Consider the following 17059-nt stretch of genomic DNA (forward strand, 5'->3'; position numbering starts at 1 on the left):
TGCAGTTGCTGGTTTATTGATCGCCGCCGAGGGCTTTCTCGAAATCGGCGCGCGCCGTCCAGCAAGCCAACAACGCTTGTTGATATTGGTGATTGGCATCGGCCAGCGTGGTCTGCGCTTGCAGCACGTCTTTGAGCAGCGCCGCTTGCGCGTTGTAGCGGTTCGCCGCGACGCGCACTTGTTCGCGCGCCGATTCCTGGGTCAGTTGCCCGATGGTCAGCAATTGGCGCGTCTGTTGCAGCTTGCGGAACTTGCTGTTGACCTCGCTCAGCACCGAGCTTTCGGCACTCTGCAAATTGAGTTCGGCTTGCGTCAGGCTGCGATCCTTTTCGGCCAGTTCGCGCTTTTTGCGGCCCCAGTCAAACGGCTCCCAACTCAAGCTCACGCCCGCCGTGGTGATCTGGCGCGGCACGAAATTGCCGCTCTGCGGCGAGATGTAATTGAAGCTCAAACTGACTTCCGGCAGATATTCCGACTTCTTGATGCGCCGGTCGTAGTTGGCCTGTTTGAGCTTGAGCCGCGCCTCTTGCATTTCGGGCCGCTGGTTGAGTGCCTGTTGATGCGCCGCGTCCAAATCCATTTCGGTGTGCGTGAAGACCGGAGCCGGACTGACCGAAAACGCGGTGTGAATGTCGCGGCCCAGCAATTGATTGAGTTGTTCCTTTTGCGCCGCCAGCGTGTCGTTGAGTTCCAGCGCGTCGTATTCGGCTTTCGCCAACCGGGTTTTGACTTCCAGGCTTTCGCCCTTGAGCGCGACCTGTTGCACAACGTATTCGCCGGTCACGCGGTCGAGTTCGCGATACAGCTTGAGCGTCTCTTCATTGGTGCGCAGCGCGCTCTGGGTTTGCAGGATGGCGTAATAAGTCTGCTTGACGTTGTTGACGATGGTTTGCTGCTGCGCCCGCACTTCCTGTTTGGCTAACTCGCGTCCGACGCCCAGTTGTTTCAGATTCAGCCCGATGCGATAAAGCTGCGAGAGCGGCTGATTGACCTGCCCGGCCAGCACCGTGTTCAGCTTGCGCGGCGTGCTGATGATGGTCTCGGTCGAAGGGATCGGCCCCAGCCCCGGATAATCGCCGAACACGCCCCGGTCAAATTTGAAATCGAGCGTCGAGAGCAATTGCGAACTGGACGCCGTGAATTTGAATTGCGGCAGCCGTTGCGTGCGCGCCGCCGCCACACGGTCACTGGCCTTGTCCACTTCGAGCGCGGCGGTTTTGACCTGCCGGTTATCCAACAGCGCCAGCGCGATGGCGTGTTCCAGCGTTAATTGCTCGCCCTTTGCCAGCGCGACGTCGGTGGGTTGTTGCCCTTGGACAGCGCGTGAACTGCCCAGCAAGAGCAGCAGTGCGAATAAGAATGTGATTCGAGTTTGCATCGTTTTCCTCCGGGTTGCAGCGCCACAGGATTGACACTCTGTAAAGCCAGCCGTTTCTTTTGCCTGTGGCGCGAACCGCTTGCCTCCTTCTCTGAACGGCGGCTTCAACTGCTTGCGTTGTGCGACGCCACTAAGTAGTGCAACGGCTTTGCCAGAATGCCGAGCAGCGAGTGCAAACTCTTTAAGCTGCTGATCTGAAAAGGATTTTCTTGACGTGCGAGGCAGCAAGCCGAGGCAAATGACGACGAGTGCCGAAGCGTTTGCCGACGAAATATCGTCAAGTGCCGAAATATCGGAATCAGGGTTGGTGAGGAATGGCGGGTCAGTCACCGCGCACTGTTTACGGCGGCTCGCCCACTCGAACAACGGCAACTGAATCCCGCTTCCTGATGCCTGACAACTGGTCTCTTAACAGTTGTCAGGGTTCAGGATTCAGTTCGGGCGCGTCGTGAGTATGCGCTTGTGAAGGTTTGCGGCAGGTGCTTTCAAGGTGAGGGCATTGATTGAAGGTTCAGAGTTCACGCTTTAGCGTGTCGCTGTCGAATTAGAGCGGTTTGCAGTTGCGTTTACGGGAGTCAGTTGACGCTGGGACAGTACCGCGCGCGGGAGCAAGCGGCGCGTCAAGCTTGCCCCCTTGGCTGAATTGCCAAAGCTCCGCTTGCTCACGCGCGCGGTACTGTCCCGCTACGTGGTTTTCCCATACATCGAAGTGAAAACCGATCTAACACGCTAAAGCGTGAACTCTGAACCACGGTCTTTGCGAAACAGAAAAAGGCCGAGGATGCGCTCGTCAATTTTGCCCCTGCAATCAGGGTTGAAATGACGGCCAGCCTCGGCCAATTGGTTTAAGTTGAAATGTTGTGGTTTGTTCCGTCCGCGTTACCGGCGCAACCGTCCGCCGCCACGCAGCCCTCCTCCTCCGCCAAAGCCGCCACCGGAACCAAGGCGTGGCCCGACTACACCGGAATTCCCGTTGAGGCCGCCCGCCGTGCGGAAGCTGTCCCAACGTTGCTGCCCAGTGGCCCGCGCCGCCTGGTGGTCTTGAATGCGCTGGGCATCGGCGGGCTTGTTCACCCCCGACCAGCCGTTGTCGGTGTGTTGCTGCAAACCGTCGGACTTGTTGTAGCGATAGACTTCGCCATCGTGCCCGGCGTAAACATTGTTCTTCCCGACGGCCACGCCCGTATCCGTCCGTGTGTTATAGGCGAAGCCGCGTCCGGCTGCCGACACTTGCCCCGTCGAGGCGTCGTAAGTCGCGCCTGCCGCGCCGCCACTGACGACACCCGTGCGCGGGTTGTAGCCCGCCCCGCGCGCGCCAGCCGCAGCGTTGCCCGTGTAAGCATTGCTCACCGCACCCGCTTGCCCGACTGCGCTGCGGCCCGTGTAGGGGTTATAGGCCACGCCGCCTGCGCCCGAAACGGTCGTGCCGGTGTAGACATTCGTGTTCGTGAACCCGCGCCCGTTATAGCGCGTGCCGGTTGCCGTGTTCACGCCGGAGAAAGCACCGCCGTGCCCGACATTGCCGGTGTAAGGATTGGCCCACGCCGCGCGCGTTCCGGCATACGCCACATTGCCCCAATGCCCATAGACATTCGCCGCCACCACGCCGCCCCACGCCGCCGGATAGTAAGCAGCGGCAGTCCACGCTCCCGGATAGTAGTAAGAACTCCAGCCGTAGCCGATGCCGAAGGCCACGCCCCAACCCGCGTATGTATTCCAGGTGAAGCCCGCGCCATAGCCGTAGGTACAGCCCCAGCCGTAATAGTAGCTGCCGACATACGGCGCATAGCGCCAGCCCGTGCCGTACACGACGACGTTGTTAGAAGACACGACCGTGCCGTAATAGCCCGGCGTATAACCAACATAGACCGTCTCCGCCGTCGCGCCGTAGACCTTAACGTAGGTCACATTGTGCACCGGCGAACTGGGCGGAATCGTGTAAATCACCGTCGGCACCGAAGCCGCGACAGTCCACGGCCCCGTCGCCGCACTCGCCACAAACCAGACACCATTCAGCACTGCGTAGTAGCTGTCGGCGCTGACCGCAATCACCGGCGTCGCCGTATTCACGGCATATTGCAGCGTCGTGCTTTCGATGGGCCTGAACTGCGGCTGGCCGTCGTAACTCACCGTGAGACTGGCCGCATTGCGCGAGATGGTCGCGGTTTGCGGCACCTCGTTGGCGATCAGGGCTTCCAGCGCTTGCGGTGTGCCCGGCACTGAAGCCAGCACGCTGGCCTTTTCATGACTCGGCGAAATCCGGGCGAAGTCGGCGGGCAAGCGTTCGCCAGGCACGTATTCCCACGGCCCGTTCATGGACTTGCCGCGAAACCAGCGGCCCGCAATCAGCATATAGCGATCCTGCGCGACGGTTTCCAGAAAGATGTCGTTTTCGGTGTTCGTCACATACACAAGCTGCGTCCCGGCGATGGGCGCGAGTTGCGGCTCGCCTTGCGTTTGCAGCAACTCCGCCGGTTTCAGACTGACATAAATCACCGGCAAGGCATTGCGTTGCATGGCTTCGCTCAACGTGGGCCGCTGGTCGCCTGCGCCATCCAGCAAATCCACCTGCGCTGTTTGCGCCGCCACGGCCAACGCCTTTTTCAAATCGGACGGCGTACTCGCCGCCACGCTCCACGGGCCAGTCACGCTGTCCGCTTCCAGCCAGCCATCCAGCAGATGCAGATAGCATTTGCCTTTGTCGGCGTCGCGCACGATCAGCACGCGCGTATTGATGATGCGTTGCAGATGCGTGTCTTTGACCGGACGCCAGACCGGTTCGCCATCAACCAACACCAGAATTGCCTTGCTCGTACTGAATAGGATTTGCGGCGGTTGGTTGTTGAGCTGATAGCCTGCGCTCGCCGTCCGGGCCTGCGTGATGGACATCTCAGCCAACAAGCGATCAAGCGCGATCACTTCGTCGGTCTTCAGCGCCCGCGCTTGCAGGATGCCGTGGTAATGGGTGGCGCTTTCGGTGTTCGCGGGGAAACTGACTTTGGTGATGTTGAAATCAGTCAGCGTCACCAGCCGGTTGACCTTGTCTACCTCCGTGCGCGCGGTGAACCAGACCACGCCATAGGCCGGTTGTTTGCTCTGGCCGCTGGTGACGGCCACGGCGGCGCGCGCGGCAAATTTGTTGTCTTGCCATTTTTCGATCTGCGGTTGATAGACGGCAAAGGAGGTCGCGCCGTTGGTGAACGTGCGCGGCCAGCCTTTGTCGGTAAAGGCGTTTGTCTTCGCGTTTGGCTGGGCAGCGGGTTGCGCACAGGCCGACAAACAGGCCGCCATCAGCCAGCAAAGCGCGCCTAAGAGCGCGTAAAAGCGCGTGGCACTTCGTTTCATAGACCACCTCCGTTCGTTTTGTAATCAAAGTTTTCCGTGAGCAATTGCAACGCCTCTTTCGGATAATCCACGACCGTGCGCGCCATATAGGTCGGCCCCATCGGCAGATCGTCGAATTCGATCACGGCGCGCACCGGATTTCTTTCCAGCACCGTCGCGATTTCGACGCGGCGCTGTTTGCGGGTTCGGGCGTCGAGCCAAATCGTCAGCGTATCACCGGCTTGCAGGACGTTGCCGCCATGCAATTGCACGACGCCCTGATCCAGCCGGGCGGTAATGGTCGCGCTTGCCAGAAAGGCCTGCATCTTGGCGGGCGTGAGGTGGCTATACGCTTCCACCTGCGCGCGCAACGCATTGACCGTCTCGATGAAATCTTCCTTCTTCTTTTCAGCGATGCGCCCGAGGATTGGCCCTTTCGGCATAGCCGGAGGCGCAGAACCACCGATCTGACTCTTTTGCAGATTGCCGAGCGCGTCGTAACGCAGCGCGAACACTTGCGTGCTCTTGCTCTCGCCATTCTTGCGGACTTCGTTGCGCGACTTCCAGGTGTATTGTTTCAGCGCCTGGGCGTTCTGTTGCTGCGCGCGGGCGAACATTTCTTTGAGTTGCCCGGGGTCTTGCGCCTGGGCCACCAGCACGCTGCACAGCAGCAAGCGGATGAGCGACCCCGCGCCAATCCAGGCCCTCAATTTCGCCTTGTTGTTTTTGGTGTTCATCAAAATTCTCCTTCCTTCTCGCGTTGTGTTTGCAAGCGGAGAGAACAGTCTCTCCGCTTGCCTCGTTGTTTTCATTGGTAGTGATAAAAATGCAGGGCCGCATTTGCAGCCGCGTCACGACGAGCCTGAATTTAGTTCGGTTTTCACTACGGTGTACGGGAAACCGCGCAGCGGGGCAGTCCCGCGCGCGTGAGCAAGTGGACGTTGACATTGGGGCAGTAGGGGGCAAGCTTGACGCGCCGCTTGCTCACGCGCGCGGGACTGCCCCAATGTCAACGTCCACTTGCTCACGCGCGCGGTGCTGTCCCAACGTCAACGTCCGCTTGCTCACGCGCGCGGTACTGTCCCAACGTCAAGCTTGACGTCCGCTTGCTCCCGCGCGCGGGACTGTCCCAACGTCAACTGACTCCCGTAAACGCAACTGCAAACCGCTCTAGTCCGGCGTTTTCAATCCCGCAACTAACTTCGATTGCCGTGCTGCGGCAATCACAAGGCGGCCCTACCTCGCCCTTACTGCCTCCTTTTTATTTCTGTGAATAGGGGAAATTCTGGAACATCTTGTTGAGCGCCGTTTGCAGCGCCTTCTCATTCTTTTCCAGCTTGCTGCTGATGGTGCCGCTGGCGGTGCCGCGCCAGACAAATTTCTGGCTGTGCGTATCGCCGATGTCCACCATCAGTTGCCCCACCGGCACCTTGTCCACATTCACCGTGCCCGTGCCCCAGCGCCAGCCGCCCAACGGGCCGCCGCCAAAGGTGTTGATCGAAACCTGTGTGTCGGTGGCCGCGTGATAGACGACGACGCAATCGGGATTGCTCTCGACCTTGCGCAGCCCTTTCAGCGCCAATTGCGCCTCGATGCCCGCCACGATGCGTTGATGAATCATGGGATTGCGCGCCGCCGTGCCGGGCGCCCAGGCGTAGGTTTTGTATTGCGAAAGATTTGTGCCTTTGTCGGCATCCACGCTCACCTTTTGCGCCAGCGCGCTGCTGACACTGAGCAGCAGCAAGCCAAAACCCAGCACGATACGTGTTAATTTCATAGTGATCTCTCCTTTGCGTTGAAGCTTGTTTTGCATGTCCTTTTCCTTGTGTTGGCGCAGTTGCCTGCGCGATGAAGGCAACGTCACAGCGTTGCCCCTTGGTTGCCGCGCGTGGGCCGTGGCTCACGCGCGCGTTTGTTGATCGGTTGATTGTGGTTCTGTGGCGCCGTTGTCGCCTGGTGTCTCTTCCACCCGCTTGCCATAAACGTTTGAAATCGCCAGCACCAGAATGAGGGTGCAAAACCCGGTGAATAGCAGGATGGTTGCGAACATTACGAACTCCATACTCGATCTCCGTTCTCCTTTCTTTGAGCACGATGGCTCTTCACGTTGTTCTGACCAGTCAGGCCGCGTTCGAGAGCGGCTTCTGCCGGATGACTTGCGACGCCGGAGAGAAGGGCAAGCGCTTGGCCAAAGTGCCGAAAATTCCGGCAGTGCGTTCAAGCCGCTGAAGTGAAATAGGTTAGGCTGACAAAGGACGGATGAATCGCGGTTGCTGAGGCTGCGTGCCGAAGCGTTTGCCGACGAAATATCGTCAACTGCCGAAATATCGGAACTGGCGCGCTGCGCTGCGGCGCGTGAGCGGAACTGGCGGCTCAATCCTCTTTATGCGGCTTTATCGTTGGCGGGCAATGCCGAGTTTCTGCATGCGCGAATTCAGAGTGGTACGTTTCATGCCGAGCCGGGCTGCTGCGCCTTGCGGGCCGCTGATGACCCAGGCGCTTTCCTCGAGCGCGCGCAAAATGTGTTGGCGTTCGGCATCTTCAAGTGTAGCGATGGGAGTGGCGTCAACCGGGGGCGGCGCGGCTTTCAAATCCGCGAGCGAGATTTCGAGTTCAGCGCCTGAGGTGAGAATGACGGCGCGTTCGATCATGTTTTCGAGTTCGCGGATGTTGCCGGGCCAGTGATAGCGTTGCAAAGCGGCGACGGCCTCGGCGGGAATCGTCTTGATCTGCTTCTTCATCCGCCCGGCGAATTTGTTGGCAAAGAAGCGCACGAGCAAGGGGATGTCTTCGGGCCGCTCGCGCAACGGCGGAATCGTGATGGGGAACACTTTCAACCGGTAGTAAAGATCGCTGCGGAATCGGTTTTCCGCCGCCATCTGCGCCAGATCGCGGTTGGTCGCCGCAATCAGGCGCACATCCACGCGCTGCGTGCGCGTGTTGCCCAGCCGTTCGAATTCCTGTTCTTGCAAGACACGCAGCAGCTTGGGCTGCAACTCCATCGGAATCTCGCCGACTTCATCCAGAAACATGGTGCCTTTGTGCGCGAGTTCAAAGCGCCCGATGCGTTGCGCGATGGCCCCGGTGAAGGCGCCTTTCTCATGCCCGAACAATTCGCTTTCGAGCAGGCCGGTCGGAATCGCGGCACAGTTGAGTTTGACCAGAGTGCGTTCGCGCCGCTTGCTCAGACTATGGATGGCGCGGGCAAACAACTCCTTACCCGTGCCCGTTTCACCCTGAATCAACACGGTCGAATCGGTGGGCGCGACGGTCTCGACCTGTTTCAGAATGCGTTTGAGCACAGGGCTGACACCGATGATCTCCTCAAAGTTGTAGGCCGTGCTGATTTCTTCTTCGAGATAAAGCTTCTCTTCGGTGAGTCTGTTTTTGAGCGCTTCGATTTCGCGATAGGCCAGCGCGTTATCCACCGCGATGGCAAGTTGCCCGGCGATCTGCGTGAGCAATTCGACATCTTCCTCGGTGAAGGCGTCGGGCTGAAAACTCATGACGTCCAGCGTGCCCAGCGCCCGGTCGCGTGAGATGAGCGGCACATGACAACTGGATTTGAAACCCACGGCGGCGGAGTGTCGCACAATCTCAATCGCTGACGCTTTCGGCGTGTGGTGGCGCAACAACACAGTCTTTCGCGACGTGAATGCCTTCCCTGCCCCCGTCCCCTTCAGCGGGATCAAATCCGTCTTGCCGAACACTTCCAGATTGCGCGTGTAATCGAGCGCCTGCACGCGCAACTGATTGCTCTCAGCCTCATACAACGCCAGCCCGGTAAAATCGTGCGGCAAGACACGGCGCAACGCAGCAGCAATGGCGGTCAGCAACGCTGACAAATCGAGGTTGGAAACGACTGCGTTGTTGATTTCGAGCATCAAGCGCTCACGCTCGAGTTGGCGGCGCATTTCCTGTTCGGTCCGGCGCACGCGCGCAAAATTCAGCGCGTTCTCGACGGCAATCGCGATTTGCCCGGCAATCTGCGTCAGCAATCCCGCATCGGTTTCGGTGAAAGCGCCGTCCTTCATACTGGCAAGGTCGAGTGTTCCGAGCACCCGTCCATGTATCAGGAGCGGAGCGATCAGACCCGCTTTGACACCTTTGGCAAGCAAGCGATGCACGATGGGCGCAGCGAACTTTTTGAGTTCACTGCGATTGACCAACACCGTCCGGCGTTCGGTGAAGGCCAAACCCGCCGGCGTGCCTTCAATTGGCACCAAGCCACCTGTGGTGACCCGGCTGTCGCCGTCCATCTGCGAATCCAAGGCGACAATCCGCAGCTTGTTGCTGGCGGCCTCGAACAAGGTCAGCCGCGCCGCATCGTGCGGAATGGCGCGCCCCAAACACTGCGCAATCGCGGTGAAAAGTTCGCGCAAATCGAGGTGCGCCACGACGCTGTTGTTGACTTCGAGCAACAAGCGCCATTCCTGCTCAAGCGCGCGCGCGTCCTCGAAGTTGTGCGCCGTATCCACCACCACCGCCACCTGATGGGCGACTTGCTGTAAGAATTCGAGGTCGGCCTCGCTGTATTCAGCAACGTTGGCGCGCCCAAATCCCAGCGCGCCCAGCCAGCGCCCCACCACTGCAAGCGGCAAAAAGCAAGACGTCCGCAGCCCTTGCTGGCGTGCCCAGGCAGCGAGTTCCGGCCAGCGCGTTTCCTGTTCCACATCGGCCATGAGCAATGGCTGCCGCAACTGCCCAACCCAATCATGGGAGGCGGCCTCGACGGACAGTTCCAGCACAGGCGTGAGCTGGTCGCGCGGCGTCGCGGCGCACGTTTGCACGCACAACACATTGCGCGCCGGGTCATATAAGATCAGGGCGAGAGCCTCGAACTCGGCCACCGCACCAAGCAATTCGGCCAAGTGCCGGTGCAAGGACGTCAGATCGCGCTGCGCCGCAATGGCTTCCGAAGCGCGCAGCAGTGCGCGATATTGCCGAAGCAACACGGGACTATCCTGAGTTGGCAGGTCGTGATTCATACGCGCGCCATTTTACGCAAGGCCGCCGGGTTTGCGAATCGCCGTCGGTGTACATGGTGACGGCGAGCAGCACCATGCACCACCTGCGCGCACGGCAGGGCAATGGCATTGAATCGAGGTTTAGAGTTCACGCTTCAGCGTGTCCAAGTCGAGTCAACACGCTGAAGCGTGAACTCTAAACCTCGATTCGATGCCATTACTCCGTCAGCGCAGCTTGGCGCAATTGAACAAGGTCAATAGTAATTATTATTCTTGACAGAAGCCGAAGACGCGCCTAGACTGCTTTTCGTGTAAGGAGACAGCAATGGTGAAAGTCAGTTCCAAAGCAATGCGGCGCGCGCTCAAATCCAAGCTCGAGCAGCAGGGCGCCTTGCTCACGCAGCAGCGCACGGCGGTGTATGAGTATTTGCACCGGGCCGTGCACCATCCGTCGGCAGAAGATGTATTTCTGGCGGTCAAGGCGCAATTGCCCAAGCTCAGTTTGGCGACGGTTTATAAAAACCTGGAGGCGTTGGTGGCCTGTGGCGCGGCGTCCAAATTGACCTATGGCGATGCAGCGGCGCGCTATGACATTCGCACCGACCACCATTACCATGCGCGCTGTTTGCAATGCGGGCGCATCACGGATGTCGAACCGGCGGCGCAAGCGGCGTTGGGTGATGACATCAAAGCGCCGCGCGGGTTCCGCGTGGAAGATTATCGCGTCGAACTTTTGGGCCGCTGCCGCCAATGCCAATAACCATTTCCATTTTGAAGGAGGAAACGTATGCCGAAAACTTACCACACCAGTATTGATCTCGATGCCGAAACGCGCGCGCAAATCATTGCGCTGCTCAACCAGCATCTGGCCGACACTTTCGATTTGTACAGCCAGACCAAGCAGGCGCACTGGAATGTCAAAGGCGCGCAGTTCTTTCAACTGCATGAACTCTACGACAAGCTGGCCGCCGAATTGATTGATCACGTGGACACGATTGCCGAGCGCGCCACAGCCTTGGGCGGCACCGCGCTGGGCACCTTGCAGATGGCGGCCAAGGCGACGCGGCTGGGCGATTACCCGGCAGAGGCCGTCGCCGGCCAGGTCAGCTTGCAAACGCTGGTCGAACGCTTTGCCGCGCTGGCAACCACCACGCGCGCGGCGATTGAGGAAGCGGACAAATTGGGCGACGCGAACACGGCGGATCTTTTCACCGGCGTTTCGCGCGCGCTGGATAAGTCGCTCTGGTTCCTGGAAGCGCATCTGCAAGCGTAATCACACGACAAATTTGTCAGGCTTGGGAGCCGTGCGTATACTGCCGCGCATGGTTCCCAAGCTTCTCTTTCTAGCCGCCCTGCTCTTTTCCATTTCGCCCTGGGCTTCGCCGCCGTTGGCGCTGGCATTGGGCATCGGCTTCGGACTCTTCCTCGCTCATCCCTTTCCCAAAGAAGCAAAAACCTACGCCAAAACCTTGCTGCAAGTCAGCGTCGTCGGGCTGGGCTTCGGCATGAATCTGCACGAGGTTGTGCGCGCCGGGCGGTCGGGCTTTCTTTACACCGCCATCGGCATTACGGCGACGATGCTGTTGGGCTTGGCACTGGGACGCATGATGAAAGTCGCCGAAACCAATGCCCTGCTGATTGCAGTGGGCACGGCGATTTGCGGCGGCAGCGCGATTGCGGCGGTCGGCCCCGTCATCAAAGCCAAAGACGAAGAGATGTCCATCTCGCTGGGCACGGTTTTTATTTTGAATTCGGTCGCGTTGCTGATCTTCCCGGCCATTGGCGCGGCGGTGGGCTTGAGCCAAACGCAATTCGGTTTGTGGGCGGCCTTGGCGATTCACGACACGAGTTCGGTCGTTGGCGCGGCGGCGAAATATGGGGCCCAGGCATTGGCGGTGGGTACGACGGTCAAGCTGGCGCGCGCGCTGTGGATCGTGCCGCTGACGCTGGGCATTGCCTTCACGCGCCGCCAGCAAGCCAAGATTCAATGGCCCTGGTTCATCTTGTTTTTCTGTTTGGCAGCAGTGCTGAAAACCTATGTTGCCTTTGGCGCGCCGGTTTATGACTGGTTGGTGCTGGCGGCGAAGGCCGGGTTGCGCGCGACGTTGTTTCTGATCGGCAGCGGCATTTCCATTGCGACGCTGAGGAAAGTCGGCGCGCGGCCTCTGGTGCTGGGCGTCGTGCTGTGGTTGATCGTGGGCGTGCTCTCGCTGGCATTGATACGCGGCGGCGTCATTGGGTGGTAAAACATGGCTCCTATTCCCGGCATACAATTTATCCGCGCGATTCCCGTACCCATCCGTATTGGTCTGTTGCTGATCTTGACTGCGCTCTCTGCGGTCGCCTCGTTCTTTTATGTCAATCGCCCCAAACCGGCGCTGCTGACGGACAAGGACACAATTCTGCTGACCGAATTTGAGAACCGCACGGGCGATGTGCTATTTGATGGTGCATTGCGGCAGGGACTGCTGCTGCAATTGCAACAGTCGCCGTTTCTCGACCTCTTCCCGGACGCGCGCATTCAACAGACCTTGCAGCAGATGAAGCGTGCACCAGAGGAACGCCTGACGCGCGACATTGGGCGCGAGATCGCGCGGCAACACGGCCTAAAAGCCTTCATCACCGGTGTAATTGCCAAACCTGATCGCTATTATTTGCTCACGCTGGAAGCGCTCGACAGTCAGACGGGTGCGCGCCTCGTGCTGGTGGAAACCGACGCCGAAAGCCGGGATGCCGTGCTGCGTGCCCTGACGCAAGCGGCGGCGGAATTGCGCAGCAGGCTGGGCGAAAAACTCATTACGGTCCGCCGCTACACCTCACCGCTAGAAGTCATGACCGGTTCGGTTGAGGCGCTCAAAGCATACACGCTGGCAAACGCAGCGCACTTGCGCGGCCAATATCTTGAAGCCATCCCGCTTTACCAGCGCGTGCTGACACTCGATCCCAATTCCACTATCGCCTACAGCGGGCTGGCGGCGGTGTACGGCGCGTCGCAGCAACCCGCGCTGGCAATTGAGGCGACAACCAAAGCGTATGACTTACGCGAGCGCGTGGGCGAGTTGGAGAATTTCCGCCTGACGTTTCTGTATCACTCGCTGGTGACGGGCAAGCTGGAAAAATGCATTGAGGTATTGAAACAGCAACAGCGCGTTTATCCGCGTGATTTGAGCGTTTATGAAAACCTCGCCAGCACGTATCGCCAACTCGGCCAGTTCGAGTTGGCGGACGCCACTGCGGCGGAAGCGTTGCGGCACAAGCCAAATCCGGCGGCGGCGCCTTGAAAGCGTGAAAGACAGATGAAGAAAGCAGATGCGGGTTTGCCGGTGCTGAGCGCGGCCAAAAAGAATTTCGAGTGGGTAAGTTCGGACGAACAGCTAGGCCTTCAATGCGTGCGCCGCAACAGCTTCCAAATCTGCGGTCGCCCATCTGTTCGATCCAGTCCTTCGTAACGGGCGGACAACTCAGCGCGATTCAGCAAATGGCCTTGCAGCCAAACTTCGGCAGAGAGAAAGGCGCCGCGTTTTAGCTCACCCGCCAGATCGCGGCGATTGACCAGCACTTCCAGGCTGAATTGTTCGAGGGCGATTTGCACCCAAATGAGATCGCTGGTCGTTTGGGGGTTTTTCAATTCGCGCCACGAAGTGATGGGGCCGCGCACGACATAATCATTCTCGGCAACCTGCCGGCGCGGATAGCGTTGACTGAGCGGCGCAAAGACGGGCTTTTGGCTGCGTTTGTTCAAACGCGCGCGATAGGCCAGGCCGGAAACCGTCGCGGTCAACGCGCCATCCCGGAATTCGCGCGGGTTGATTTCGGTCAGGTTTTGCAATTCGAAAACCAAATCGGTTTGCGTGCCGGCAATTTTGCCGCGCATCACGGCTTCGCCTTCCAGCTCGAATTCGATGATTTCCCAGGGATAGAGTTTGAAGAGTTGGCGGCCTCGAAAGGCCGGGCGGCAATCGGCATAAAACAAACCATCGTGCGACTCGTGCAAGACCGTCCAGACTTCCAGCCCTTCGCCCAGGCGCCAGCAACAGCCGTGCAGCACGACCTGTTCGCGCCGCGCCTGTGAGAGCGCGCCGCGTTGCTGCGCCTCTTCGGCCAACGCTTGATAAGAAGCGGCGTCGTTGACTTTGAATCCGATGGCGTCGAAGGGCTCACCCATAATGCTGGTTTAGGAATGTCTCTCTTTCTTGTTGATCGGGCGATTCAGTGTGAGCGGATTGGGCGGGGCGTATTGGCGCACGCCGCGAATGTTGCGCGCCGGGCCGTGCGCGGGCTTCTTGCCGCTGCGCACCATCTCGGCGAACAAGTCCACGTCATAATCGCATTCGCGCGACATCTCTTCGCGGATGGCGTGCAACTCTTCTAAGAAGCGGGGACGTTGGTACATAAAGCAGTTGGCAGTTGGCAGTTGGCAGTTGGCAGTAGTTAGCGGCTGAAATAACAACCTACTGACTACTGACTACTGTCTACTGTCTACTTTTCAATCACAACTCGCTGACTAAAAACTCCGGCGTGATGATGCCGGGAACGAAAAAGCCAGCCGAGGTGTTAAAGAGGCGGATGCGCGCCTGTTGGTGAACGCTCGCCATAAAGCCGAAATTCCAGGTCACCAGATAGTCAATCTTATGAAACGAAGCCAGCGCCACGTGCAACGCATCGCCTAGATATTTGCGGCGAAAGATGCCGCGCGCGATGTAACCGTCCGCCAGTATGGCAGCCTCTTCGGTAACTTCCAACTGCGGCAGGCCGCGAATCAATTTCAAGTAACTGCGCCGGTATGGCTCGCGCGCGCGCTCCAATTCGCGCTCGACCAGCGGCGAAACAAAGGCGCGGTAATTTTTCAATTCGTGATCCCACCAGCGCATCGTCAAATCACGTCGGAACGATTCGCCCTTGTCCAAATAGGCGCCGATCACTGACGTTTCGAGATAGATACTGGAAGCCATATAAGTCAGTAGTCAGTAGTCAGTAGTCAGTAGTTGGTTGGTTGCGCAGTCTTCATTAGCCACTGACTACTGACTACTTCCCTTCACTGTTTTCCGTCCGCCACCGAAATCGCTTTGGACTGGGGCGTCAGTTTCATGGAGTAACGGCGCAGGTCAATTCTGACCAGAAAATGCGACAGATAATCGCCGCCCAAAATGCCGTGCTGCTCAAAACCGGAGGTTTCATTCACCGCGCCTAGGTCGAGAATCAAGGCGCGGGAGTTGCTCTTGCGCAGCCCGCTGACCGTCAGGGCGGATAAACCCAGCGCCTCGGCGCCCTCTTCGATGCCTGCTGCGCCGATGACACGATAGGTTTCACCGGCGATCTTCAGATCTTCGAGTTGATGCCGGGCGACGGTGGCTTTTGAAATCACCGTGGTGGTCGCGCCGGTATCAATGATGAAATTGAGCGGACGGTCCAAGCGCGGCAGGATGGTTTCGGCGCTGGCCAGCCCGCCGCTGGTGCTGCGGATCGGGACTTCAGTGCCGATGATGGCGGCGATGACGTCGCCACCCGGCACAGGGTTCGCGAGCGGCGGGGCCGGACTGGTTGGCGTGGCAGGCTGCCCGCTTGTTTCAGTCTGCGCGAGTTGTTCTTGCGGAAAATGCCGATCCAGCGTCAATTCGCGTTTCTGGTAATCAATCGTGATCAGGTAATTCGCCAGCATCGAAAGGCCGATATAACCATCGGCGCGCTCAGACGCCGGGGCGTCATCGGCGTGGTGCACGGTGCGAATGTAAACCGGAATGGCTTCGATGCGCACTTCGCCAAGCTGCATGGAATCAAGCAAGCCATACACAATCGGGAAGGTGCCGCTGCCGCCGACAGCGCGCGCCTTGCCGCCCCGCGCCACCGGTTTGATGCCGAGCCGGGCCGCCGCCTCATCCGAAATCACCGAGAGGCTCGCGCCCGTATCCACCACGAAACGCAACGGCCCTTTGCCATTGACCATAACGTTGACGAAGGGGCGATAGCGCACCAAATCGAATTTGACCGAGGAAGCTTCCTTGCCAGCGGCGCGATGGATTTTGGTGCTGCCCAGGTAGCGGTAAAACGCGATCAGGCCGCGAATGCGTTCGCGGCGTTCAATGTCGCTTTTGGGCGAAACTTCGAGATAGCGCTGATAGGCGTCGGCGGCTTCGCTGTATTGCTCCAACCGTGAACAGGCGCGCGCCAGCGAGACGTAATAATCCGGCTCGTTCGGCTCAAGCGAAATCGCCTTGCGCAAGCCGTCGTAGGCGTTGCGCGCGCGGTTCTCGAAATACTCGATCTCGGCCAAACCGGCGTATGCCAGGGCTTCGCGTTCGTTGAGTTTGAGCGCCGTGAAGAGGGCTTCGACCGAGGTGCGAAATTCACCTGAGCGCAAGAGCGCCGTGCCAATCAACGAATGCGCGCGCGCGTTAACCGGCTCCACCGCCAGGACAGCCGTGGCGAGGTCGTAAGACTCTTGCAGTTTGGATTGTTTGAGCAGGACAAAACTCAGGCCGAGCCGCGCGGCTTTATCTTTGTCATCAAGGGCCAGCAACTCACGGTACGTCTTTTCGGCAAGGTCGAGATTGCCTTTGCGGACTTCGTCCTCGGCACGTTTGAAGGTCTTGTTGCGATTTTGCGCCCAGGCCGACGGTACAACCAGCAGCAAGGCCAACGCCAACAGCGAAAGCCGGAGAGCAGTTTTCATAAAACACCTCTTGTTGATGGGCTGAGGGAGGAGAGCTGATTTATGTGCAGCGCTCTTCCCTTATTTCAATATCTCACCGGTTTTGTGCGACCAGAGCAGGAGATCAAGTTCGTCAAAATCAATGTTCAAGTCCGCCGCGAATTCTCGCATGCTTTCTTCCAGCGCGAGATAGTTTTTTTTGTTCGTCGGCGGCTTGGGTTCAGCAATCACGCCACAGGCGTGCAAGGTATTCAGAATGTGTTTGTCCAAGATCGCGTAGCCCCGATACCCGATGTTGCGCAGGTAATGACTCGCCTCTTTGTAGCCAATGCCTTTGACGCCCGGCGTGCGCGCAAAATAGTCACGGCGCGCTTCGGCATCATCACCAAAGGTGGCGAGTTTGGCGCGCAAACACAGCCCGCAATCGTTTTGCAAATAACGGCGCGTCGTCACGACGTAGCCGGAACGCGCGCGCGGAAAACGATGCGCGCCCACCAGCACCGCTTCGAGCTTGCCTTGACTGCCCTTCAGCAAATGCCGCCGCACGCGCTCTACCGCCTTCAAACCCATCCGGGCACTCGCGCCCGCCGTGAAGATGCAATACGCCAACTCTTCAAACAAACGCGCGTCATCGCCGCTGCGTTGGATCTCGGCGAACTCGTTCAAGCGGGCGCGAATGGCGGCGCGTTTGGTCGCATAACTCTGCTGCAATTCCTCAATCAGCGCTTGATTCTTCATGCG

At 59.1% G+C, this 17059-nt stretch carries 15 protein-coding genes; 4 read left to right on the plus strand and 11 right to left on the minus strand.

What is annotated here, in order from left to right; all coding sequences use genetic code 11:
- Positions 1 to 13 precede the first annotated feature (13 nt).
- The 6 genes from HY011_19700 to HY011_19725 form a co-directional block, all read right to left on the minus strand.
- Positions 14 to 1378 carry a TolC family protein gene (locus HY011_19700; GenBank protein ID MBI3425164.1) on the minus strand — a complete coding sequence of 455 codons (1365 nt, stop codon included), beginning with the start codon at positions 1376 to 1378 and terminating at the stop codon, positions 14 to 16.
- 879 nt (positions 1379 to 2257) lie between these two features.
- Complete coding sequence (locus HY011_19705) at positions 2258 to 4723, minus strand: carbohydrate-binding family V/XII (protein ID MBI3425165.1); 2466 nt, start codon at positions 4721 to 4723, stop codon at positions 2258 to 2260.
- Positions 4720 to 5439 (minus strand): hypothetical protein, encoded by a 720-nt coding sequence (locus tag HY011_19710; GenBank protein ID MBI3425166.1) that lies wholly within the window; start codon positions 5437 to 5439, stop codon positions 4720 to 4722. The genes HY011_19705 and HY011_19710 overlap by 4 nt, the downstream gene beginning before the upstream one ends.
- A 524-nt stretch (positions 5440 to 5963) precedes the next feature.
- A complete protein-coding gene (locus HY011_19715; protein MBI3425167.1) occupies positions 5964 to 6479 on the minus strand; it encodes a DUF4136 domain-containing protein in 516 nt (171 codons plus the stop codon).
- 123 nt (positions 6480 to 6602) lie between these two features.
- Positions 6603 to 6752 (minus strand): hypothetical protein, encoded by a 150-nt coding sequence (locus tag HY011_19720; GenBank protein ID MBI3425168.1) that lies wholly within the window; start codon positions 6750 to 6752, stop codon positions 6603 to 6605.
- A 343-nt stretch (positions 6753 to 7095) separates the two neighbouring features.
- Positions 7096 to 9690 (minus strand): sigma 54-interacting transcriptional regulator, encoded by a 2595-nt coding sequence (locus tag HY011_19725; protein MBI3425169.1) that lies wholly within the window; start codon positions 9688 to 9690, stop codon positions 7096 to 7098.
- 328 nt (positions 9691 to 10018) lie between these two features.
- Here HY011_19725 and HY011_19730 point away from each other — a divergent pair, with 328 nt between their 5' ends.
- The 4 genes from HY011_19730 to HY011_19745 are packed head-to-tail and all read left to right on the plus strand — an operon-like array spanning position 10019 to position 12950.
- Positions 10019 to 10429 (plus strand): transcriptional repressor, encoded by a 411-nt coding sequence (locus HY011_19730; protein ID MBI3425170.1) that lies wholly within the window; start codon positions 10019 to 10021, stop codon positions 10427 to 10429.
- A gap of 27 nt (positions 10430 to 10456) precedes the next feature.
- A complete protein-coding gene (gene dps / locus HY011_19735) occupies positions 10457 to 10942 on the plus strand; it encodes a DNA starvation/stationary phase protection protein Dps (protein ID MBI3425171.1) in 486 nt (161 codons plus the stop codon).
- Between the two features lie 49 nt (positions 10943 to 10991).
- Positions 10992 to 11915 carry a putative sulfate exporter family transporter gene (locus tag HY011_19740; protein MBI3425172.1) on the plus strand — a complete coding sequence of 308 codons (924 nt, stop codon included), beginning with the start codon at positions 10992 to 10994 and terminating at the stop codon, positions 11913 to 11915.
- A gap of 3 nt (positions 11916 to 11918) precedes the next feature.
- Positions 11919 to 12950, plus strand: coding sequence for a tetratricopeptide repeat protein (locus tag HY011_19745; GenBank protein MBI3425173.1), 1032 nt, complete (start codon positions 11919 to 11921; stop codon positions 12948 to 12950).
- Between the two features lie 101 nt (positions 12951 to 13051).
- Here the strand turns inward: HY011_19745 and HY011_19750 are convergent, their stop codons facing one another.
- The 5 genes from HY011_19750 to HY011_19770 form a co-directional block, all read right to left on the minus strand.
- Entirely contained in the window at positions 13052 to 13834 is a 783-nt protein-coding gene (locus HY011_19750) for a DUF3881 family protein (protein MBI3425174.1), read from the minus strand.
- Positions 13835 to 13843: 9 nt separating this feature from the next.
- Positions 13844 to 14062, minus strand: a complete 219-nt coding sequence (locus HY011_19755) for a hypothetical protein (protein ID MBI3425175.1) — start codon at positions 14060 to 14062, stop codon at positions 13844 to 13846.
- A gap of 97 nt (positions 14063 to 14159) precedes the next feature.
- A complete protein-coding gene (locus tag HY011_19760; GenBank protein MBI3425176.1) occupies positions 14160 to 14621 on the minus strand; it encodes a type II toxin-antitoxin system VapC family toxin in 462 nt (153 codons plus the stop codon).
- 83 nt (positions 14622 to 14704) lie between these two features.
- Positions 14705 to 16339, minus strand: coding sequence for an aspartyl protease family protein (locus tag HY011_19765; GenBank protein MBI3425177.1), 1635 nt, complete (start codon positions 16337 to 16339; stop codon positions 14705 to 14707).
- A 60-nt stretch (positions 16340 to 16399) separates the two neighbouring features.
- Entirely contained in the window at positions 16400 to 17056 is a 657-nt protein-coding gene (locus HY011_19770) for an N-glycosylase/DNA lyase (protein MBI3425178.1), read from the minus strand.
- Between the last annotated feature and the right edge of the window lie 3 nt (positions 17057 to 17059).

The organism is Acidobacteriota bacterium (genome assembly GCA_016196035.1).
GTDB lineage: Bacteria > Acidobacteriota > Blastocatellia > RBC074 > RBC074 > JACPYM01.

What these genes read in the sequence shown, in the direction of transcription:
- HY011_19700 (MBI3425164.1), bottom strand. Translation starts at nt 1,378, where the DNA reads ATGCAAACTCGAATCACATTCTTATTCGCACTGCTGCTCTTGCTGGGC.
- HY011_19705 (MBI3425165.1), bottom strand. Translation starts at nt 4,723, where the DNA reads ATGAAACGAAGTGCCACGCGCTTTTACGCGCTCTTAGGCGCGCTTTGC.
- HY011_19710 (MBI3425166.1), bottom strand. Translation starts at nt 5,439, where the DNA reads ATGAACACCAAAAACAACAAGGCGAAATTGAGGGCCTGGATTGGCGCG.
- HY011_19715 (MBI3425167.1), bottom strand. Translation starts at nt 6,479, where the DNA reads ATGAAATTAACACGTATCGTGCTGGGTTTTGGCTTGCTGCTGCTCAGT.
- HY011_19720 (MBI3425168.1), bottom strand. Translation starts at nt 6,752, where the DNA reads ATGTTCGCAACCATCCTGCTATTCACCGGGTTTTGCACCCTCATTCTG.
- HY011_19725 (MBI3425169.1), bottom strand. Translation starts at nt 9,690, where the DNA reads ATGAATCACGACCTGCCAACTCAGGATAGTCCCGTGTTGCTTCGGCAA.
- HY011_19730 (MBI3425170.1), top strand. Translation starts at nt 10,019, where the DNA reads ATGCGGCGCGCGCTCAAATCCAAGCTCGAGCAGCAGGGCGCCTTGCTC.
- dps (MBI3425171.1), top strand. Translation starts at nt 10,457, where the DNA reads ATGCCGAAAACTTACCACACCAGTATTGATCTCGATGCCGAAACGCGC.
- HY011_19740 (MBI3425172.1), top strand. Translation starts at nt 10,992, where the DNA reads ATGGTTCCCAAGCTTCTCTTTCTAGCCGCCCTGCTCTTTTCCATTTCG.
- HY011_19745 (MBI3425173.1), top strand. Translation starts at nt 11,919, where the DNA reads ATGGCTCCTATTCCCGGCATACAATTTATCCGCGCGATTCCCGTACCC.
- HY011_19750 (MBI3425174.1), bottom strand. Translation starts at nt 13,834, where the DNA reads ATGGGTGAGCCCTTCGACGCCATCGGATTCAAAGTCAACGACGCCGCT.
- HY011_19755 (MBI3425175.1), bottom strand. Translation starts at nt 14,062, where the DNA reads ATGTACCAACGTCCCCGCTTCTTAGAAGAGTTGCACGCCATCCGCGAA.
- HY011_19760 (MBI3425176.1), bottom strand. Translation starts at nt 14,621, where the DNA reads ATGGCTTCCAGTATCTATCTCGAAACGTCAGTGATCGGCGCCTATTTG.
- HY011_19765 (MBI3425177.1), bottom strand. Translation starts at nt 16,339, where the DNA reads ATGAAAACTGCTCTCCGGCTTTCGCTGTTGGCGTTGGCCTTGCTGCTG.
- HY011_19770 (MBI3425178.1), bottom strand. Translation starts at nt 17,056, where the DNA reads ATGAAGAATCAAGCGCTGATTGAGGAATTGCAGCAGAGTTATGCGACC.